The organism is Haloferax sp. Atlit-12N, from assembly GCF_003383095.1.
In the GTDB taxonomy this organism is placed as follows: domain Archaea; phylum Halobacteriota; class Halobacteria; order Halobacteriales; family Haloferacaceae; genus Haloferax.
This window is the reverse complement of sequence record NZ_PSYW01000001.1, coordinates 513,451-533,519: the sequence shown is the minus strand read 5'-3', so window position 1 is coordinate 533,519 and position 20,069 is coordinate 513,451. Positions and strand designations below refer to the sequence as shown.

General features: G+C 68.4%; 23 protein-coding genes. 9 read left to right on the top strand and 14 right to left on the bottom strand.

What is annotated here, in order from left to right:
• Nucleotide 1: 1 nt before the first annotated feature.
• The gene (fdhF, locus tag C5B90_RS02800) at nt 2-2,056 is read left to right on the top strand and encodes a formate dehydrogenase subunit alpha (RefSeq protein WP_115878936.1); all 2,055 of its coding nucleotides are present in this window, start codon (nt 2-4) and stop codon (nt 2,054-2,056) included.
• Entirely contained in the window at nt 2,049-2,795 is a 747-nt protein-coding gene (gene yqeC / locus C5B90_RS02795) for a selenium cofactor biosynthesis protein YqeC (protein ID WP_115878934.1), read from the top strand. Before fdhF ends, yqeC begins: the two co-directional genes overlap by 8 nt.
• A 31-nt stretch (nt 2,796-2,826) precedes the next feature.
• Here yqeC and C5B90_RS02790 read toward each other — a convergent pair whose 3' ends face one another.
• From C5B90_RS02790 to C5B90_RS02765, 6 genes are all read right to left on the bottom strand, one after another.
• Nucleotides 2,827-3,267 carry a pyridoxamine 5'-phosphate oxidase family protein gene (locus C5B90_RS02790; RefSeq protein WP_115878932.1) on the bottom strand — a complete coding sequence of 147 codons (441 nt, stop codon included), beginning with the start codon at nt 3,265-3,267 and terminating at the stop codon, nt 2,827-2,829.
• A gap of 69 nt (nt 3,268-3,336) precedes the next feature.
• Entirely contained in the window at nt 3,337-3,813 is a 477-nt protein-coding gene (locus C5B90_RS02785; protein WP_115878930.1) for a universal stress protein, read from the bottom strand.
• Between the two features lie 29 nt (nt 3,814-3,842).
• Nucleotides 3,843-4,163, bottom strand: coding sequence for a hypothetical protein (locus C5B90_RS02780; RefSeq protein WP_115878928.1), 321 nt, complete (start codon nt 4,161-4,163; stop codon nt 3,843-3,845).
• A gap of 66 nt (nt 4,164-4,229) precedes the next feature.
• Nucleotides 4,230-6,683: a heavy metal translocating P-type ATPase gene (locus C5B90_RS02775; protein WP_115878926.1), complete on the bottom strand. Its 2,454-nt coding sequence runs from the start codon at nt 6,681-6,683 to the stop codon at nt 4,230-4,232.
• Nucleotides 6,684-6,685: 2 nt separating this feature from the next.
• Nucleotides 6,686-7,480 (bottom strand): sulfite exporter TauE/SafE family protein, encoded by a 795-nt coding sequence (locus C5B90_RS02770; protein ID WP_115878924.1) that lies wholly within the window; start codon nt 7,478-7,480, stop codon nt 6,686-6,688.
• Between the two features lies 1 nt (nt 7,481).
• Entirely contained in the window at nt 7,482-7,700 is a 219-nt protein-coding gene (locus C5B90_RS02765; RefSeq protein WP_115878922.1) for a hypothetical protein, read from the bottom strand.
• Nucleotides 7,701-7,865: 165 nt separating this feature from the next.
• Between C5B90_RS02765 and C5B90_RS02760 the strand changes: the two genes are divergently transcribed.
• From C5B90_RS02760 to C5B90_RS02735, 6 genes are all read left to right on the top strand, one after another.
• Nucleotides 7,866-8,093: a hypothetical protein gene (locus tag C5B90_RS02760; protein ID WP_115880534.1), complete on the top strand. Its 228-nt coding sequence runs from the start codon at nt 7,866-7,868 to the stop codon at nt 8,091-8,093.
• Nucleotides 8,094-8,633: a cytochrome c oxidase subunit II gene (locus tag C5B90_RS02755; protein ID WP_115878920.1), complete on the top strand. Its 540-nt coding sequence runs from the start codon at nt 8,094-8,096 to the stop codon at nt 8,631-8,633. It abuts the gene before it with no gap.
• A complete protein-coding gene (locus tag C5B90_RS02750; RefSeq protein ID WP_115878918.1) occupies nt 8,633-10,402 on the top strand; it encodes a b(o/a)3-type cytochrome-c oxidase subunit 1 in 1,770 nt (589 codons plus the stop codon). The genes C5B90_RS02755 and C5B90_RS02750 overlap by 1 nt, the downstream gene beginning before the upstream one ends.
• Nucleotides 10,399-10,593: a hypothetical protein gene (locus C5B90_RS02745; protein ID WP_004971074.1), complete on the top strand. Its 195-nt coding sequence runs from the start codon at nt 10,399-10,401 to the stop codon at nt 10,591-10,593. Before C5B90_RS02750 ends, C5B90_RS02745 begins: the two co-directional genes overlap by 4 nt.
• A gap of 184 nt (nt 10,594-10,777) precedes the next feature.
• Entirely contained in the window at nt 10,778-10,999 is a 222-nt protein-coding gene (locus C5B90_RS02740; RefSeq protein ID WP_115878916.1) for a hypothetical protein, read from the top strand.
• A 137-nt stretch (nt 11,000-11,136) separates the two neighbouring features.
• Nucleotides 11,137-11,568, top strand: a complete 432-nt coding sequence (locus tag C5B90_RS02735) for a universal stress protein (protein ID WP_115878915.1) — start codon at nt 11,137-11,139, stop codon at nt 11,566-11,568.
• A 34-nt stretch (nt 11,569-11,602) separates the two neighbouring features.
• Here the strand turns inward: C5B90_RS02735 and C5B90_RS02730 are convergent, their stop codons facing one another.
• Nucleotides 11,603-12,004, bottom strand: a complete 402-nt coding sequence (locus C5B90_RS02730) for a hypothetical protein (RefSeq protein WP_008092446.1) — start codon at nt 12,002-12,004, stop codon at nt 11,603-11,605.
• A gap of 58 nt (nt 12,005-12,062) precedes the next feature.
• Nucleotides 12,063-13,112, bottom strand: a complete 1,050-nt coding sequence (locus C5B90_RS02725) for a S1C family serine protease (protein WP_115878913.1) — start codon at nt 13,110-13,112, stop codon at nt 12,063-12,065.
• Between the two features lie 204 nt (nt 13,113-13,316).
• Between C5B90_RS02725 and C5B90_RS02720 the strand changes: the two genes are divergently transcribed.
• On the top strand, nt 13,317-13,976 hold the full coding sequence (locus tag C5B90_RS02720; RefSeq protein ID WP_115878911.1) for a bifunctional 4-hydroxy-2-oxoglutarate aldolase/2-dehydro-3-deoxy-phosphogluconate aldolase: 660 nt from the start codon (nt 13,317-13,319) through the stop codon (nt 13,974-13,976).
• 999 nt (nt 13,977-14,975) lie between these two features.
• On the opposite strand, the gene C5B90_RS02715 is transcribed toward C5B90_RS02720, so the two are convergent.
• The 6 genes from C5B90_RS02715 to C5B90_RS21185 all read right to left on the bottom strand — a co-directional run bounded on the left by C5B90_RS02715 (nt 14,976) and on the right by C5B90_RS21185 (nt 20,056).
• Nucleotides 14,976-15,671 (bottom strand): carbonic anhydrase, encoded by a 696-nt coding sequence (locus tag C5B90_RS02715; RefSeq protein WP_115878909.1) that lies wholly within the window; start codon nt 15,669-15,671, stop codon nt 14,976-14,978.
• 74 nt (nt 15,672-15,745) lie between these two features.
• A complete protein-coding gene (locus tag C5B90_RS02710; protein ID WP_115878907.1) occupies nt 15,746-17,587 on the bottom strand; it encodes a PH domain-containing protein in 1,842 nt (613 codons plus the stop codon).
• Nucleotides 17,584-18,048 carry a PH domain-containing protein gene (locus C5B90_RS02705; protein ID WP_115878905.1) on the bottom strand — a complete coding sequence of 155 codons (465 nt, stop codon included), beginning with the start codon at nt 18,046-18,048 and terminating at the stop codon, nt 17,584-17,586. The genes C5B90_RS02710 and C5B90_RS02705 overlap by 4 nt, the downstream gene beginning before the upstream one ends.
• An 81-nt stretch (nt 18,049-18,129) precedes the next feature.
• Complete coding sequence (locus C5B90_RS02700) at nt 18,130-18,906, bottom strand: hypothetical protein (RefSeq protein WP_115878903.1); 777 nt, start codon at nt 18,904-18,906, stop codon at nt 18,130-18,132.
• The gene (locus C5B90_RS02695) at nt 18,897-19,934 is read right to left on the bottom strand and encodes a metallophosphoesterase (RefSeq protein ID WP_115878901.1); all 1,038 of its coding nucleotides are present in this window, start codon (nt 19,932-19,934) and stop codon (nt 18,897-18,899) included. Before C5B90_RS02695 ends, C5B90_RS02700 begins: the two co-directional genes overlap by 10 nt.
• Nucleotides 19,931-20,056 (bottom strand): hypothetical protein, encoded by a 126-nt coding sequence (locus C5B90_RS21185; RefSeq protein WP_004043988.1) that lies wholly within the window; start codon nt 20,054-20,056, stop codon nt 19,931-19,933. The genes C5B90_RS02695 and C5B90_RS21185 overlap by 4 nt, the downstream gene beginning before the upstream one ends.
• Nucleotides 20,057-20,069: the final 13 nt, after the last annotated feature.

The following is a 20,069-nucleotide window of genomic DNA, read 5'->3' as shown; positions in this document are numbered from 1 at the left end:
CGTGCCTGAGCGGGTAGCGGCATCGAGCGAGAGCGTCTGTCCGTACTGCGGCGTCGGCTGTGGCATCCGCTACGACGCCGACCGCGGGAGCGCAGTCGGGTGGAACGGCCCGGTCAACACGCGGGGCGAACTCTGTCCCAAGGGGGCCGCGGCGTGGGACGTGGTCGAACACGACGAGCGACTGACCACCCCGCTGGTGCGAGTGAACGGTCGGCTCGTCGAGGCGACGTGGGACGAGGCGTTCGACCGCATCGAACGCGAGTTCTCCCGAATCGTCGCCGACCACGGGCCGGACGCCGCGTTCTTCTTCTCGTCGTCGAACTGCACGAACGAGGAGAACTACCTGCTCCAGAAGACGGCGCGGGCGCTCGGGACGAACAACGTCGACAACTGCGCGCGGCTCTGTCACGCCTCGACGGTGGCGGCGATGGGCGACCGCTTCGGCGCGGGGGCGATGACGAACTCGCTTTCGGACCTCGGGGAGGCCGACGTGTTCCTCGTGACCGGCGCGAACCCCGCCGAACAGCATCCGGTCATCTTCCGGTCGTATCTGCTCCCGGCGCTCAAGTCGGGGACGACGATGATTCACGTCGACCCCCGCGAGAACCAGACGACGAAGGCGGCGGACATCCACCTCCCGGTCGAACCGGGCTTCGACATCCCGCTTCTCAACGCGATGGCCGCCGTCGTCGTCGAGGAGGGACTGGTCGACGAGGTGTTCGTCGCCGAGCGGACCACGGGGTTCGAGGCGCTCCGCGAGCACCTCTCGGGGCTCGACATCGACGCGGAAGCCGAGCGCGCCGGCGTCGACCCCGCTGACCTCCGCGCCGCCGCGAGAGCCTACGGCGAGGCCGGCCGCGCGGCCATCTTCACCGGGATGGGGATGAGCCAACACCACTACGGCACCGACAACGTGCAGGCGCTCATCAACCTCCCGCTCCTGACCGGCAACGTCGGGAAGGCGGGGACCGGCGTCAACCCGCTCCGCGGGCAGAACAACGTGCAGGGCGCGGGCGACGTGGGCGCGCTCCCGAACGTCTTACCGGGGTATCGACCCGTCACCGACGACGAGGCCCGCGCCGCCGTTTCCGACGTGTGGGGGTTCGAACCGCCCGCTCTCCCGGGGCTCACGGAGGTCGAAGCGACCCACCGCTTCGGCGACGAGGTGCGGGCGGCCTACGTCTTCGGCGAGAACCCCGCCGTGACGGAGCCGAACGCGAACCGCGTCCGCGAGGCGTTCGAGGCGCTCGACTTCTGTGTCGTCCACGACGTGTTCCCGACCGAGACGGTCGAATTCGCGGACGTGGTGCTTCCCGGGAGCGTCTGGGCCGAGAAGTCGGGGACGGTGACGAACACCGACCGACAGGTCATCCGCATGAACCGGAACGTCGCGCCGCCGGGCGACGCCCGCGCCGACCTCGACATCCTCCGGGAGTTCGCCGCCCGCGTGGCCGGCCTCGACGCGCCCGCGACACCCGAGGGCGTCTTCGACGAACTCCGGCGGGTGACGCCTATCTACGCCGGCATGTCGTACGACGGCATCGGCACGGAGAGCCAGCGCTGGCCCTTCCCGGAGGGCGCGACCGAGGAGACGGCAATTCTTCACGCCGACACGTTCGCATCGGGGTCGAAGACCGCTCCGTTCCGGGTTGTCGAACACGTCGACCCGGCTGACCACGTCGCCGACGGCGAACTCGTCCTCGTGACGGGGCGGGTCCTCCAGCACTTCAACAGCGGCGCGCTCACCCGTCGGTCGGGCGTGCTGATGCGGATGCGCGGCGAGGACAGCCTGCAAATTCACCCGGACGACGCCGCTGCCCGCGGCATCGAAGACGGTGCGACCGTCCGCGTGGAAAACGACCGCGGCGAAATCGCGGTCGCGGCCGAGGTGACGCCCGCCGTCCGCCGCGGGACCGTCTTCGCCACGTTCCACTACGCGGAGCCGCTCGTGAACCGATTGACCGGCGACGCGCTGGACCCGACCGCGAAGATACCGGAGTACAAACACAGCGCCGTCCGCGTGACGGTCGAGTCGGGGGTGGCGGCCGATGACTGAGCAACCGGCGTCGCTGCCGACGCTCGCCGACGCCCTCGGCATCGGCCCCGACGACCTCGTCTGTGCCGTCGGCGCGGGGGGCAAGAAGTCGCTTCTCTACCGACTCGCCCGCGACCTCGACGGCGTGGTTACGAGCACCGTCCGTATCCCCATCTTCGACGACGAGGTGGCCGAAGTCGTCGTCACCGACGACCCCGAGACCGCCGTCGTGGAGACGCCGACCCGCCCGCTCGGCGTCGTCGCCGAGCGCGAGCGCCCCGACCGCTACCGCGGCTACGGCCCGACGACGGTCGACCGAGTCGCGCGCGCCACCGACGACGTGGTGCTCGTCAAGGCCGACGGGGCGCGGTCGCGCTGGCTGAAAGCCCCCGGCGAGGACGAACCGCAACTCCCCGACACGGCCGACCTCGTCTGCCCGGTCGCCAGTGTCCGGGTCGTCGGCGAACCGCTCACCGACGAGCGCGTCCACCGGCCGGAACTCGTCTCCGACGTGTCGGGGACGGCCGTCGGCGACCCGATATCCGAGTGGGACGTGGCCGCCGTGCTGTCGAACGATTGCGGCGGGATGAAAGACGTGCCCGAGACGGCGCGGGTCGTCCCGGTGCTCAACATGGTCGACGACGAGCGACTGGCCGAGACGGCCGAGGAAATCGCCAGATGGCTCTGTGAACATCCGCGCGTCGACCGGGTCGTGGCGACCTCCCTCGCCGCCGACGAGCCGGTCGTCGGGTTTTACTGATTCCCTGCGAGGACGACGCCCGCGAGGCGGCTCATCTGGCGGTTTCGCGGCCCGTCAGCTCGTCGAGTTCGAGTTCGACGAGGTGGAACTCGAGGTCGTCGACCTCCTCGTCGAACACGCGGACGCCGCCGAACAGTTCGTTGATGGTCGTCGCGTCGGGGCGCTCGTCGTCCGGGAGGACGCGAATCGGCCCGCGGGCCATGATACTCCACGAGTCTTTGCCCGCGTCCTCGTAGCAGACGAACGTCGCCTCCTCGGTCTCCTCGATGAACGCGAACTTCTCGCTTCGCCCGTCGTCGGTGAGGCGGAACAAGAGCCGACCGCCGTCGGCGTCGTAGCTGACGTGGGCGGGAATCGCGTAGGAGCGTCCGCAGTCGGCCAACGACAGCACGCCCGACGAGGCGTTCGACAGCCGTTCGGAGACGGTCTCCGGGTCGGTTCCGACGGTGTAGACGTACCTGATATCTCGCATACCTGACGTTCGCGGCCGCGACACATGAAACGGTGGCTCGACGACGGCGTCCGCCGACCCCGAGCGGCGTCAGGGAAGGTAGAAGTGCGACTTCGGGAATCGCCTGTGAATCTCCGGGGGTGCGTGGCGGACGATGTGTACGTCGTGGGCGTCGTCGCTCGCGACGTTCCCGCCGACGCTAACCAGTGGGACGACGACGCGACCCGCGTTCTCGCTCCCGACGAAGATGACGCTCGCGTCCATCTCAGACGCGACCGTCCTGAGCTTCGAAACGATGTTTCCCGGCGCAGGGTTCTTGCCGACTGAGACCGCCTGAAACGACGCCGACGGCGCGATGTCGACCGCGGTCTCGTGGAGTTCTCCGACGACCGTCTGCCGGTCGAAAACCTCTCGTGAGGGGACCCACCCCGCCTCGACGGCGTATTTCGAATCGTCGGGGACGACGGCGACCGCGAGCACGTCGTGGCCGGTGGCCGACGCGAACTTCGCGGCTCTGTCGAGCGCCGCGTTCGCCAGTCGAGAGCCGTCGTAGGCGACGAGGTACATGTATACAGTCGTGTAGTGGCCGTGATAAATCAGTCGTCAGCTACCGACTCGATTCGCTCGCTGGACGACGCGAGTCGGTCGAGCGCGTCCTGTGCGGCGTCGCCCACGGCGTCCGCGTCTCGGTAGGAGTCGCCGAGGCCCACCTCGCGGCGGTGCCACTCCCCGTCGGCGAACGCGAAGATGTCGACCCACCAGTAGAGCGTCAGTCCCCGCGCGAACTCGGTGATGGTGACGCGTCGGTCCGAGTCGGGCGACTCGTAGACGGTCTTAGCGCTCGCCTCGTCGGTGTCCACGTCGGTCTCGACGGTCCACCCCTCCGGAACGGCGAGCGAGAAGGGGTCGTCTGTCATTATCGTTCCCGACGGGGCGGAGCGACTTGATTGGTCCGCTTTCGGCGACTGTCTCGGGAAGGCAACTCAGTCGAGCGACCGCGCCGAGTTGGCGACGACGAGCAGGCTCGACGTACCCATGGCGACGGCGGCGAAAAGCGGGTTGAGCACGCCGAGGGCGGCCAGCGGGATGGCGACCGCGTTGTAGCCGAACGCCCACGTGAGGTTGCCGCGGATGCGACGGTTCACGCCGGTCGAAAGCGAGAACACCTCGGGAATCGCGTCGATGTCGCGGCCGACCAGCACCGCGTCGGCGGCGTCGCCCGCGATGTCCGTCCCCGTGCCGAGCGCGATGCCGATGTCGGCGGCGGCGAGCGCGGGCGCGTCGTTGCTCCCGTCGCCGACCATCGCCACGGTGCCCCGGGCGCGGAGGCGTTCGACCGTCTCGGCTTTCGCCCCCGGCGGGACGCCCGCGAACACGTCTGTCACGTCCGGGTGGTCGCGGAAACGCCGCGCGGCGCGCTCGGAGTCGCCCGTGAGAACCACGACCTCGCGCCGGCCGTCGTCGGCGACGGCGGCGACCACGTCGTCCCACGCGGCCCGCGGTTCGTCGCCGACGACGAGCACCGCCCGAGAGCGCCCGGCCCACCCGACGACGACCGGCACCGCGCCCTCGTCGCGGGCGGCCTCGACGGCGTCCTCGTGGGCCGGCGCGAGCGTCACGCCCTCGTCGCGGAGGAGCGAGGGATGGCCGACGACGACATGGTCGCCGTCGACTCGGCCGGAGACGCCGCGGTCGTGGACGGTCACGTCGTCGGCCGAAACGTCGGGAATCGACGCGTTCGCGTCCGCCGCCTCGGTTCGGTCTTCGGCCGCCTCCACGACGGCGGTCGCGAGCGGGTGCGCGGAGAAGCGTTCCAGCGCGGCGGCCGCGGCGAGGGCGGCGGACCCGCTGTCGCCGACGATCCGGAGGACCGCCATGTCGCCGTCGGTGAGCGTCCCGGTCTTGTCGAAGACGACCACGTCCACGTCAGGGACGGCCTCGAAGACGGCCTCGGAGGCGACGACGATGCCCCGATTCGCGGCCTCCTTGATGCCCGAGGCGACCGCCAGCGGCGTGGCGAGGCCGAGCGCACAGGGACACGAGACGATGAGGACGGTGAGGCCGATGAGGAGCGCGTCGGTCGGCGTGCCGCCGCGGACGAGCGTCCAGCCGAAGGCGACGGCGGCGAGGACGAGCACCGTCGGGACGAAGATGGTCGCCAGTTTGTCGGCGAGGCGCTGGACGCCCGAGCGGGCGCTCTGGATGTCCCAGAGGAGTTCGACCAGTCGGTCGAGCGTGCTCGTCGCGTCCTCGCCGACCGCGACGACGAGCGGGCGGTCGGTGACGACAGTCCCGCCGAGCACGTCGTCGCCGGGACGCTTCGTCCGCGGCATCGACTCGCCGGTCACGAGCGCCTCGTCGACCGCGGCGGTCCCCTCGCGGACGGTGCCGTCGACCGGGACGCGTTCGCCCGGCCGAACCTCGACGAGGTCGCCCGGTTCGAGCGCGTCGAGCGCGACCATCTCGACTGCGGTGTCGCCGGAGCCGTCAGCGTCGTCGGCGACCCTCCGGCGCGCTTCCGAGACGCGGGAGGCCGCGAGGTCCGAGAGCATCCCGGCGGCCTTCCGCTTGATGCGGTCCTCGTAGTAGTTGCCGAGCGTGACGACGAGGATGATGGCGACGGTCACGTCGAAGTAGACGTGGGTCTCGCCGACGAGGACGGCCGCCGTCGAGTAGACGTAGGCGCTGGTCGCCGCCAGCGAGACGAGCAGGTCCATGTTCGGCTGGCCGGCCCGGAGGCTGACGAGCGCCCCGCGGAGGATGGGAAAGCCGGTGTAAAACAGGACGATGGAGGTCATCACCCAGATGTTGCCGAGGATGTAGATGCCGTCGAACACGCCGAGTTCGACGACCGACTGGAAGCCGACGTAGGTCGGGTACAGAAACAGGACGTACCACAGCATCACCATCATGCCGAAGACGCCGCCGCCGATGACGAACCGGACGACCTGATTGTCGGACCGCTCGGCCGCCTCGCGTTCCTCGGGGTCGCGCGTGCCGTAGCCGTAGCGGGCCAGCGTCCCCGACAGTCCGTCTAAGTCGGCGGTCTCCGGGTCGTAAGTGACGCGGACCATGTCGTTGGCGTAGCTGGCTTCCGCGGCGTAGATGCCCTCGCAGGTCCGCGCGGTCCCCGAGACGAACGCCTCGCAGGTGGCGCAGTGCATCCCCTCGACGGCCATGTAGGTCCGTTCGGCGTCCTCGGGCACCTCGTCGGCCTCGCCGGCGAGTTCGCGCTCGACCGTCTCGGGGTCGGCGCTCGCGGCGTCGCCGAGCGCGCGGGTGATTTCGAGACAGCCGCGACAGCAGAACTCGCCGTCGACCTCGTCACCGGTGACGGGTGGGGTCGGCGTCGGCAGGCCACAGAGGTCACAGCCCTCGGCGTCACCGCCGTCGCTTCCGCCGCCGGCCGACCCGCGGGACCGCGTCGAAGTCGACATCGTCACAACGGTTGGTAGAAGGGCACGTGAAGGTGCGGGACCGACACGCCCAGAAGCATCAGCCCGTGGGACAGCGGGATGTAGCCGAGGACGAGAAACGCCGCCCCGAGCGCCCGGTGAAGCATCGCCCGCCGGCGCGCCGAGACGCGGCCCAGCAGCGTCCCGTAGAGGAACAGCGTCGGTATCGTCCCGAGGCCGAGCAGGCCGAGCAGGGCGGCGGCCCGGAGCGGTTCGCCCGTCGAGAAGGCGTAGAGGTACGCCGGGTAGATGATGGGACACGGGAGCAGGCCGTGAATCGCTCCGAGGCCGAGGATTCGCGGCCCGCCGACGAGCCTATCGACGCGGGCGGTCGCCCACCCGCTGACGCGGCCGAACAGGCGCGTGACCGCGGTCGGGGTGAACCGGTCGATGGCGGCCGACTGGCCGACGAGGTAGCCGACGCCGGTGAGAATAATGGCGGTCCCGACAAGCAGGCCGGTCGTCGCGCGGATGCCGCTCCCGACGGCGGCCACCGAGTCGAAGGCGTCGAAAAACAAGCCGCCGACGAGGGCGAAGGCCGCGCCGATGGCCGCGTAACTCAGCGCCCGCCCGACGTTGAACAGGGCGTGTTGGCGGACCTGTCGGAGCGTGAGCGACCGGCTATCGACGCCCTCGCGGTCGGCGAGGCGGTCGGCGTAGACGCTGACGAGCGGGCCGCACATCCCGAGGCAGTGTGCCCCGCCGAAGAGGCCGACGAGGAGGAACGCGACCGCTTCGGGCGTCGCGGCCGGCAGTCCGAGCGAGATGCCGCCGTCCATCTCACGCGGCGTGTTCGCCGTCGGTCTCGGAGTCGGCGTCGCCGTCGTGGTCGTGGCCGCCCTCGGTCGGGCTCATGAGGAAGTAGATGACTGCGGAGATGAGAAGCACGTTGACGGCCGTGACGACGCCCGCGAGGGGGTTTTTCGTCACGCCGAAGATGACCGCTGGCAGGAGCGCGAGCAGTGCGACGGTTCCGGCGCGTCGTGGCGTGAGTTCCATATCGGTCCATTCGCGACCACGGTGTTTCTGATTTCGCCTATTCCCACCGCGTTGGAATGGGGTGTTGCGTTAAAGTCCCGTTATTCCTCATGACCGGGTATGGCCGTTGATTCGACAGCAGAGGGAGCCGCGTCCTCTGCGGCGCGCACGTCCACCGACGGCGGCGTGCCAGCAAACGCGGATTCCCAAGGTGATTCCGGGCAGGCAGACTCCCCGGTCGACTCCATCGTCGGGACGGCCGACGACGGTATCGTTCGCGAACTCGGACACGACGACTTCGACCCGGTCGGGACGCTCGTGCTCGTTCTCATCTACATGGCGATTCTCATCGGCATGTGGGTGTTCATGTACTTCGTCGAGTTCCTCGGACGGGGTCTCACGGTGGTGGGATAGATGGAGATTCACGCCTACGAGAAACTCTGGTTGGCGCTGGCGCTCGTCCTCATCGTCGGGTTCATCGGGACGATTACCTACGGGGCCGCCGGCGCGGGTATCGACATGATAGACGACAAGGGCGGCACGGTCGACCCGGCGACGCTCGACCAGCACCCGAAGTTCGGCGACCCCGGAATCGAACGGAACGGTGAGAACAGCTACGACGTGTACGTCGTCGCTCGCCAGTTCGTCTTCGAACCCGGCACGACCGAACCGCTCCGCGTTCCCGCCGGTAGCACGGTCACGTTCCACGTGACTGCCGCCGACGTCATCCACGGCTTCGAGGTCGTCGGCACGAACGCGAACACGATGGCTATCCCCGGGCAGGTCGCGGAGTTCACCGTCGAGTTCGGCGAACCGGGCGAGTACGGGATGCTCTGCAACGAGTACTGTGGCTCCGGCCACCACGTGATGGAAGGCAAGATTGTGGTTATGGAACAAGACGAATTCGACAGTTGGTACGAACAACAGCAGGCGCAAGGGGAGGCTGAGAACTGATGGCGACCGCATCCGGCGGCAGCGAGTTCGTCGATAAGTTCCCCGACGAGGCGGCAATCATCAAGGCGAGTTTCCTCATCGCGTTCGTCTCGCTCGGCATCGGCGCCTTCTTCGGCCTCATTCAGGCGCTCCACCGGACGAACGTCCTCCGCGTCATCGACTCCGCGGACTACTACACGTTGCTGACGGGCCACGGCGTGCTGCTCGCCATCGTCTTCACCATCTTCTTCCTCTGCGGGGTGTTCCACTGGGCGGTCGCCAGAAGCCTCGACCGGCCCGCCGAGAGCGCGCTGTTCTCGTGGGCATGGGTCGGCCTGATGACGACGGGAACGGTTCTGGCCACCGTCGCCATCCTCGGCGGCCTCGTCCCGAACCTCGGCATGAGCGCGGACGTGCTGTTCACCTTCTACGCGCCCCTGCAGGCTCACCCGATATTCTACATCGGGCTCGCGATGTTCATCGTCGGGACGTGGCTCTCCGGCGCGGACTGGTTCCTCTCCTACCGCGCGTGGCGGCAGGACCACCCGGACGAGCGCATCCCGCTGCAGACGTTCATGGTCCTCACGACCATGATTATGTGGTACATCTCCACCCTCGGCGTCGCCGTCTCGGTGGTGTTCTTCCTCATCCCGTGGTCGCTCGGCCTCATCGAGAGCGTCAACCCGCTTCTGACGCGGACGCTCTTTTGGTACTTCGGCCACCCCATCGTCTACTTCTGGCTGATGCCGGCGTACCTGCTTTGGTACACCGTGCTCCCCAAGCTCGCGGGCGGGCGACTGTTCAGCGACCCGCTCGCTCGCGTGGTGTTCCTCCTGTTCCTTCTGCTTTCGACCCCGGTCGGGATTCACCACCAGTACCTCGACCCGGGCATCGCAGAGGGCTTCAAGTTCATCGCCATGACGAACACGATGTTCCTGCTCCTCCCGTCGCTGCTCACGGCGTTCACCGTCGTCGCCAGCGTCGAACACGGCGCGCGCCAGCGCGGCGGTGAGGGCTACCTCCGCTGGCTCGGAGCGCTCCCGTGGCGTGACCCCGCCTTCACCGGCATGGCGCTCGCGGGTGCGATGTTCGCCGCCGGCGGCTTCTCCGGCATGATCAACGCCGGGATGAACATCAACTACCTCATCCACAACACACTGTGGGTGCCGGGCCACTTCCACCTCACCGTCGGCACGGCCGTCGCGCTGACGATGATGGCCGGGTCGTACTGGCTCGTCCCGCAGGTCACGGGCACGAAGCTCTACAGCCGCCCAATCGGCCTCCTGCAGGTCATCATGTGGTTCGTCGGCATGGTGTTCATGTCGAACGCGATGCACCGCGCCGGCCTCGCCGGCATCCCGCGGCGCACCGCCGAACCGCAGTACCAGAACTTCGAGTTCCTGACGCCCATCGGGAGCATCTTCGAGCTTCGGGTGCAGATTGCCCTCGGCGGGACGCTCCTGTTCCTGTCGGTGGTGCTGTTCCTGTTCAACATCCTCCTGACCTCACTCGGCGAGGAGTCCGACCGGCCGGTCGACTCCTACCTCCCCGAGCCGCTTTCGGGGCCTGAGGGAAGTCCGCGCATCCTCGACAACCTCGCGATGTGGACCGGTATCGCGGCGGTCCTCGTCGTGCTCGCGTACACGCTCCCGCTGGCCGGCATCATCCAGAACGGCGGCGGGCTGTTCGGCGGTGGCCTCCCCGTCCCGGCGACCGTCTCCGCCGGCTTCGACCTCGTGATGACGACGGTCACGAGCGCGTTCAACACCCTCTGGGGGGTCGTCGCGTGAAGCTCACGAAGGCGCGGGCGCTCATCCTCATCGCGTTCAGCGTCCCCGTCGCCATCGAACTGCGCACGGTGGCGGGCTTCTTCAACGTGGAGCTCCCGCTCATCGCCGTGGCGGTCATCGAGTTCCTCTTTCTCGCCCTGCTGTTCGTGCTGTACGGGCTCTACGGCGAGGGGTCGGAGTCGGCCGCATAGCCGACGACCCGGACGCCGTTTCGACGCCTGATTTTCCGCATCGTCGCCGCGACTCTCGCCATTCGACGGCCGCCGAACCGATATAAAACCCCCACGATAGCGTGGGAGACACTCGGTCAGTTTCCCGGTCGCTGGGAAGCAGTCTCCGTTTATATTCGGTCGTCTCGCGTAGGCTCAAGCGACCATGAGCAACCTCGACTTGATGAAGGCCGGCATCGGCCTCGCGGTCGTCATCGGCATCGCCCTCACGGCGGTCGCCGGCTACGCGCTGTTCGCAACGTTCGGCGGCATCGAAGGCCTGACCGTCGCGCCGGAACTCCTCGTCTCCGTCCTCTTCGGCGGCCTGCTCGTCGCGGCCGCCGCGGGCGTCCGGCGGGTCGTCCCCAAGCCGCGCACCCGCGTCTGAGGGGTTCGTCACCGACGGCTCCGACCGGCTCCGCTGACCTCCATTCTCCGTTTCCCAACACGCTGAGCGACGGCGTTGGCCCGCCGGCCGCGCCACCGGGGCGAAAGGCGATACGTCTGGAACACCAATAGAATGACATGTACGGCACCGTTCTCGTCCCCACCGACGGCAGCGCCCGCTCCCGTGCGGCGGCCCGTCGTGCTATCGACCTCGCGAGCGCCTACGACGCGTCGATTCGCGCCCTCTCGGTCATCGACGTCGGCGACCTCGGACTGTGGACGGCCGCCGACGTACCAGTCGAGCGAGTGCGCGCGAGCCTCCGCGACGCCGCCGAGATGGCGGTCGAAGAGGTCGCGTCGCTCGCCACGGACGCGGGCGTCCCCTGCGAGACAACGGTCCGAATCGGCGTGCCGTACCGGGAGATTCTCGACGCGGTCGGCGAGAGCGACGCCGACCTCGTGGTGATGGCGACGCACGGCCGGACCGGGCTCGAACACGCGGTTCTCGGGAGCACGACGGAACGGGTCGTCAGGCTCGCCGACGTGCCGGTATTGACGGTCAGGGAGTGAGGCGCGGACTCGGCCCGACCCGACCCGACCCAATTCAGACCAGCGCCCTGAGTCCGTCGCGGAGCGCCCGCCGGCCGTAGACCGCGAGGCCAACGGCCCCGGCCGCGCCCAAGAGGAGCGGAATCACGTCGAAGCCGTCGACCGCCAATCGGAGTGCGCCCCAGACGAGGAACGCGGCGGCCTGCGCGACGTAGAACGCGAGCGTCTCGTTGAACGGGACGAACCCCCCGGCGAGGAAGACGACACAGAGGAGCGCGATGCCGACCACGTCGGCACTCATCGGCGGGAGCCAGCCGAGCGCGACCGCGCCGACGGCGAAGGCGCAGAAGACGACGCCGACGGCGAGCCGTAGCGGCGCGATTTCGGCGAACAGCGATTTGTCCGGCGGGACGACGTTCGAACCGCCGTCCGCCGGCGTCGTAGATGTCGGAGGCACAGTCGTACGTTCGTCCGGAACTGTCAAAATTCTATTCTCTGGTCCGGCCGCGGTCCGCTTACTCCACGGGGATGCGACTGCCGCCGTCCCCGCCAGTCCGGTCGTCGCGGTCGACGGCGGGGCGCTCGTCGAGTTCGACGACGAGCGTCAGCGGGTCGCCCTCGCGGACGATGCCGACGGCGACCGGTTCGCCGGGACGCGTTTCGGTGATGAGATAGCGCATCAGTTCCTCGTGAGTCCGGACCGGGTTGCCCTCGATAGCGACGAGCACGTCGCCGCCGACGGGAATCGCAGTGCCGCGGTAGTCGGCAGATTCGTGACAGCCGTGGAGGAATCCCTCGTCACCGTCGGCACCGGCGGCGTCGACGACGAGGACGCCGTGGGGCGCGTCGAGGCCGTTCACCTCGGCGACGGTCGGCGTCACGTCGAGGGTGCGCGCCCGGAGGTACGAGTGGCGATAGCGGCCGTCGGCGACGAGCGCCGGAAGGATGCGGTTGGCGATGACGGGCGAGACGGCGAAGCCGATGTTGTCGCCCTGTTTGGCGCGGTTGACGCCGACGACCTCGTAGGCGAACTCGGCGTCGTCGCTGTCGGGTTCTTCGGCGGCGAATCCGACGAGTGGCCCGCCCGAGTTGCCGGGGTTGATGGGTGCGTCCGTCTGGACCACGTCCGGGATGGCAAAGCCGTTCGAGGTGGGAAGCGACCGATTCGACCCGGAGACGATACCCGCCGAGATAGAGCCGTCGAGTCCCAACGGGTTGCCGAGCGCGGCGACCGACCGCCCCGGCGCGGGGTTCTCGGCCGCCAATGGGAGCGCCACGGCGTCGTCGGGCAGGTCGTCGACGGCGACGACGGCGAGGTCGGTGTAGGCGTCGGAACCGACGACCTCGCCGACGCGCCACGACCCGTCTGCGAACCGGAGTTCGACCCGGCCGGCGTCGCTGGCGTCGGCGAGCCGCGAGACGTGCTCGTTGGTGACGAGATGCCGGTCGTCGTAGACGAAGGCGCTCCCCGCCCCGCCGGGTCGACGGCGGCCGCCGACGTAGACGGAGACGACCGAGGGGATGACGTCGCGGTACAGCGCTTCGAAATCGGGATACGTTGGCATGGTGGTGCGACGAGGCGGCACATACCGCCGGGGCGTCGCTTACCTCGGGTTAGCGCCCAGCGGATTTGAGCGTGTCGCGTGGTGACAGCCAACACGACTGTCCCGTGTGGCGACCCGGTCGGTGGCGGCGGTCGCGGGTCGCGAGCGAAACGATGCCGCGAGGCCCCCAATTTAATACTATCTGTAGTAAACGTCGAGACAGCAATGGTCGCACTCGACGTACACGAGGACATGCAACGACTCGCCGACAGCGGCGTCGTCGCGGTGATGCGCGGCGCGGATGCGGACACCATCATCGACGTGGCCGACGCGCTCCACGAGGGCGGCGTCACCGCCTACGAGATCACGGCCGACAACCCCGACGCGATGGACCTCATCCGCGAGGTATCGGCGTCCTTCTCGGACCGTGAGGCCATCGTCGGCGCCGGGACCGTCCTCGACGCGCCGACCGCCAACGCGGCCATCCAGGCCGGCGCGGAGTTCGTCGTCGGGCCGAACTTCGACGAGGGCGTCGTCGAGACCTGCAACCGCTACGGGACGCTCGTCGCACCGGGCATCATGACCCCGACCGAGGCGACCGACGCGTACTCCGCGGGCGCGGACCTCGTGAAGGTCTTCCCTGCCTCCTCGCTCGGCCCCGGCCACCTCAAGAGCATGAAGGGGCCGCTCCCGCAGATTCCGATGATGCCGACCGGCGGCGTCGGCCTCGACAACGCCGCGGACTACATCGACGCCGGGGCGGTCGTCGTCGGCGCGGGCGGCGCGCTCATGGATGGCGAAGCCATCGAAAACGGTGATTTCGAGGCCATCACCGAGACGGCCCGCGAGTTCTCGACCGTCATCGACGACGCTCGGGATAACTGAGGGAGAGCGGCGGGTCGCCCGGAATCGAAGCGGGTCAAATCAGTCGGTTCTTTTTGTTGTTCGGCTCAGTTGAAATTCCCCGGTCCTGAAAGCGGCGGTGTGCTGAATATCGAGGGCGTATTCAGCACGGTATTTCTGTTTGATTGAGGAACTCACTTCTGAACCAGCCGTTCGGTAAGTATGTGATCTGAAACCCGGCTTTCCGGCGGTTCATTCTTTTGGGAAAGAATAATATGAGGAGAAAATGTCAAACTAATCACTAGTATGCGCTTCCATGGCCCTCGAATCCGTCGTGCCCTTCTCGCCGTTATCGGAATCATCCTACTTATCTCAGCAGTCTTCTTTCCCTTCGGCTCTATACCGGGTGTTTGGACCTACCAGTATACTGTTGAAGAAGTCAGCCCAAACGAACCAGAACTCGATGGGAGGCTCTCATGGGTGGCTTCAACCGAAACGTGCTACAGTTCTAGTGAGGAGTGTGCGCTTACATACCGTGTTAGAGACGAAGGTCCACAGGTCGTTTCTGACACCACGTACCGTGCTACTCGTGGATTTAGCCCAAAAACAAAGCTTGTAATCTTTCCGGATGCCTCACACGAGTTCTATGAGCTAAACGTCACGCGCTACGAGAATGATAGTACCAAAGTCGAACTGACCCCTGTTTCAAATGAAACGGCACTTGAGCTTACGTCCACCCCTGCGTATCAGTACCCATCTGACGTTCGACACCTTATCTCGGAAAGAAGAGTTCGCACTACCGACCAACTAGCAGGGTTTGCCCTCTGGGACAAAACTCACGCTGTTATCTCGTATAATGGCAATTACTATGACCGAAGCCTCTACTCGTATCGAGGAACGAATGAAGGGGCAGAAGAGTTCATTCGTCTTCTTGCCTTGATATTCGGTGCTACTTGCTGTTTCCGTGCTGGGTGGCGCATCTGACTGGACATAGCTTAACAAACAGCCACCTCGCTTCGAACGATTCGTAGCACCCTACTCTTACCGAATCGACCGCACGCGTTCCTCAAACTCTTCTGGAACCACGTCGGCGAGCGCCTCGGGGTCTGACTCCCCGTTGGCCGCGACGAGGTAGGCCGCGCCGTCGTCGTCGCCGTAGACGCGCTGGAAGTCGTAGACGAAGCCCCAGCAGTCGGTCGATTCGGGTACCTCGTCGCTCTCGGTGAGGTACTCGACCTGCCGGACGACCGCGTACTCGACGAGTCGGTTGACCGCCTCGCCGCCCGGCGTGTCCGCGTCGAACACGCCGAGTTCGCGGGCCTCCTCGGCGAGCGGGACGAGCCGCGAGACGGCGGCTTCGACCCCCGGAGGTAGGTCCCCGACGCTCCCGCCTGTGACGGTCTCGTAGGCGGCCGTCACTGCGCCACAGCCCGTGTGACCGAGGACGACCACGTCGGTCGTCCTGAGCGCCGAGACGGCGTAGCCGACGGCGTCGTTGACGACGAGTCTTCCATCGACTTCGGTCCACACTTGGTTGCCGACGTTGACCGACGTGAACAGCTCGCCGGCTTTGTCGGCGCTCCAGACCGCGTCGGCGGGGACGCGGGAGTCCGAACAGCTGACCGAGACGACCGCCGGCGACTGCGCCTCGCGGACGCCCTCGAAGTGGTCGACACCGAGGCTCTCGACGTGTCGCGCGTTTCCGGCCAAGAGCGATTCCAGCACTGTTCGCGTCATTGGATTACGTTGCACCCGCGCGTCAATATAGCTCCCCGCTCGTCGCGATTTTCACCGCCGCCGGTCGACGCCGGCTAGCGGCTGTCATCACTCGACTCGTCGTCAGACGCCGAATCGGCCGACGTGGTGGCGTCTCCGTCGCTCTCCGACTCGGTATCGGCCGACGCGGCGTCCGACTCGGCTTCGTCGTCTCCGGACTCAGCCGACGCGCCCCAGATGAAGGGGTCGTCCGGCTCTTGTTCGTCCTCACCCTCGTCCTCACTCTCGCCTTCATCTTCGTTTTCCGTGGCCGTCGGCTCGGCCTCCTCGACGAACTCGGGCGTCTCGCTCACGTCGTCCCTGGTGTCGGGGTCCGAGCCCGAATCCGATTCGTCGGGGTCGCGGTCCGGTTCCGCGGCGCGGATGTCGAGCGCGGCCTGTCGGGACTGTTGTCTGGCCTCGCGGCGCGCCGAAAGCGCCTCGCGGAGGCGGTCGTTCAGCGTCTCCCGAAGCTCCGCCGCGTCGGCGACTTCGATGTCCACGGCGGTCGCGTCGCCGCCGACGAGGGAGATGCTCCCGGCCGTGTCCGCCGTGACCGTCGAGACGCGCCAGCGGCGCTGGAAAATCGTCCGGCGCTCGATGACCGTCTGCACCCGGTAGTAGGGGACAAAGCGCATCTCGCGCTTCCAGAAGCCGTTTCGAGTGACGAAGTGGTTCTCATCGAGCGCGTAGCCGCGGTGCCGCCACTGGAGCGCGCCGGCGACGACGGCCACCGGGACGAGCGCCAGCGGCACGAACCACGGGATCTCCTGCGGGAGGAACCGGTTCGCCCCGTAGAGCGCGAGGGTCGCCACGCCGAGGACGAGTGAGTACCGGACGGCGTAGCGCCGGCGGATGCGCGTCGGCGGTCTCTCGAACGTCGGCTCCTCGATGCCTTCGAGGTCGGCGACGAGGCCGAGCACGCGGTCGCGGGTCGCAAGCGGGATGGCCGCCTCGGAGCCGCGACCGCCGCCGCCCGACCCGTTCGACCCGTCGGAACTCGGGGCGTAGCCCGCCGTCTCCACGAGGAGCGTCGCGTAGCCGAACCGGCGCTTCAGCGGGTTGTCCTCGACGGTGAGCGTCTGGAGCTTGTCGAGCGGAATCGACCCGTTGTAGCGCTGGAGGAGGCCGCGCTCGTACTGGAGTTCGTCGCCGACGCGGGTCAGCCGGAAGCCGTAGTAGTTCACCACCGCGGAGGCGAAGCCGGCGGCCCACGAGACGAGCGCGACGAGGAGTCCCAGCGCGACGACGCCGACACCCGCGGCCGCGACGCTCCCCGCGGGGACCGGCACGTCCACGTACGAGGCGACGATGGGGAAGGCGGTCGACCCGAACACGAAGACGAGTCCGGGCAGCCGCAGGTCGAACGACAGCGCGCCGACGATGGCCAACTCTCGGGGCGTCAGTTCGAACAGTAGTTCCTGTTCCGGTTCGGGCGCGTCGCCGTCGGTGCCGCCGCGTTTCAGGCGGGCGACCTCCGACTGGATGCGGCGGGCTTCCTCGTAGCTGACGAAGCGGAGACTGCCCTCGGTCTCGCCGCCGCCGGCGGTTTCGAGGTTCACGGCGGCGATGCCGACCAGCCGCTGGGCGACGTTGCGAGAGATGTCGACGTTCTGGATGCGACGGTAGGGAATCTCGCGGTTACGCCGGGAGAACACGCCCGAGCGGATGTCCAGCGTGTCCGGCGTCAGTTCGTACTCGAACCGACGGAAGTATGCGAGTTCGTAGCCGGCGATTGCGACCACAGCGACGCCGACGAGCGCGACGGAGCCGAGGCCGCCGAGGAAGCCGCCGAAGGCGGTCCCGCCGGTGAACGCGAAGAAGGCGAGCGCGAAGACGATGCTGGCGCTGCGCTGGACCGCCCGGTAGGGCACCGAGAGCGGCGACAGCCGGGTCATACCGCGTCGTCGCCCTCGGACGCGATTGCGAGGCGCTTCAGTCGGTCTTGGAGGTCTTCTGCGCCCTCCGGCGTCAGCCCGGGAACCGACACGTCAGCGCCGCGGGAGCCGGCGGTGTAGACGACGGTCGACGCGAGGCCGACGAGCCGTTCGAGCGGGCCGCGGGTCGAATCGACGTGCTGGACCCGGACGAACGGGACGACGGTGTTGACCTTGGTGAGAACGCCGCGCTGGAGATACAGCGAGTCGTCGCGGACCTCGTAACCCCACGCCCGGTACCGGAGCAGGGCCAAGGCGACGCCGACGACGAGGAAGACGCCGCCGACCGCGACGGGGACGTACGTGGGTATCGAGACGGGCGCGAACAGCGTCGCCGCGGTCGCTACGCCGCCGACGACGAGTGCGAACACGACCGCTCGGGCGACCCAGAGAAGACGGATACGGGGGTGGAGGCGATTCACGGGAATCCCTCCGAGCGCGTGAACATCGTATACTCCGGCGTCTCTTCGAACGGGTAAATAACTGTGGCCGCGGGAATCGGCCTACGGTGTGGCGGCGAGTCGGCGTTCGACCCGACGGGTCGCGGTGTCGAGTGTCGCGCCGACCTCCGCGAGCGTCGCGAGCACCGGGTACCGGACCGACAGGTCGGCGTAGAGGAACTCCGTCACGTCCGGCACCAGCCCGGAGAGCGCCCGCCGGTGGTGGGAAATCGTCTTCTGTCGCGCCGCGACGAGCTCCGAGAGCCGCTCGCGGAGCGACGAGAGGTCCTCGTAGAGCGCCAACAGCGCGTCGAAACCGCGTTCGGAAAGCGGCGTCCGGTCGAGGTCGTCGAGTCGCCCGAGGAGGTCTTCCACCTCGCCGCGCATCGACGCCACCGACTCGGCCTCCTCGTCGACGACCTCGATGAACTTTTCGCGCTCGTCTCGCGACGACGCGGCCGCCGCGGCGACGGTCCGCCGGAGCGGCGGCGAGAGGACGCTCGCCGACCGGAACGCGGTCGCCACGTCCGGGCCGAACTCGGCGGCGAGGCTCGCTTCGAAGGAGTCGCCGTACTCCTCGTCGTAGTGCGGGACGGACATCACGGTCCGCTCGTAGCTCCGGCGCAGGCCGGAGAGCGCGGCGTCGGTTCCGCCCCGCCCGCTCCGCTGGCCGACGAGCGTCGCGGCCGCTGGGGCTTGGTTCGGAGTCGATGCCGTCGCCTGCGACGCGGCGACCTCGCGGCGGAACGCCCGGAACGCCTCGCGTTCGTCCACGCAGCGGCGGCGTTCGGCACGGAGGGCGCTGTGGGCGTCGGCGAGGCGGTCGAGACTCACCGCCATCGAACCGCCCCCGGAACGTCCGAGCCGACGACCCGGCGCGGCGGCGTCCGCTCGTCGACGAGCGGGAGCGCCGACAGCTGTCCTCGGTCGGCGTGTGCGGCGATACCCTGTCCGTGGGCGGCCCCGCTGGCGGCGAGAGTGTAGGACTCGGCCATGCCTTTCGGTCCCGCGAGCGGGACGAGTCGGATGGTCGTCCCGCGGCGGTCGATATCGACCACGACGAACGACTGCGGGAACGAGCAGGTCGCCGGGGCGATGAGTTCGCGGACGCCGGCTCTCACGGCCGTCGCGGGCCAGTGGATGTGCCCGGAGAGCACGAGCGGCACGTCGTTGCGCGCGAGGACTGCGGCGAGTTCGTCGGCGTTGCGGAGTTGGTAGAAGTCGGCGTCGGGGAACTGGCCGGTGTGGCGGCGGGGGTGGAAGACGTTGTGGTGGAGGACGACGACCGGGGTCGTCGCGTCAGCGAGGACGGTGTCGAGCCAGCGGAGTTGGGAGTCGGGAACGGCCCCCTCGTGGGTGTCGGTGAGGGCGAGGTCTGCGCCGCCGCTGGCGGAGTCGAGACCGATGATATCGACGCCGCTGACCCGGCGGACGAACGGGAGGGCGTCGTCGGCGTAGCGCGCCGCGAACTCGGCCGGCGTCGGAGCGTCGTAGTCGTCCCAGCGCTTCGGCACGTCGTGGTTGCCGGGTACCGCGACCCGCGGCCCCGGCAGGTCGCGGAGGATTTCGTCCACTACGTCGTACTCCTCGGGCCGGCCGTCGCGGGTCAGGTCGCCGAGGAGGACCGTCGCGTCGACGTCGAGGTCGGCGATGGTCGAGACGGCGGTCCGAAGCCGCGTCTCGCTCCGGTGGTAGACTTTCCACGTGCCGGACCCTGTCGGGGTGACGTGCGGATCGGCGACGACCGCGAGCCGGGTCGGCGTCTCCGAGACCGGCCGTGCGAGGCGCGCGAGCATCGGGCCGGGACCTCGCTCGACCGACTTTCCGACCGGCGTCTCCCCGATGGTCGGCGGGGCGTCCGGGCTCATCGGTCGATGGTCCGCGTGAACGTCCCCAGCGCGGTCTCCCGGTGGACGCGTATCCGCCCGGTGTCGGGACACAACTCGATTCGAAGCGGCGACTCGGTGGCGCGCGTCTCGTCCCCGTGCATACACGTGGACTCA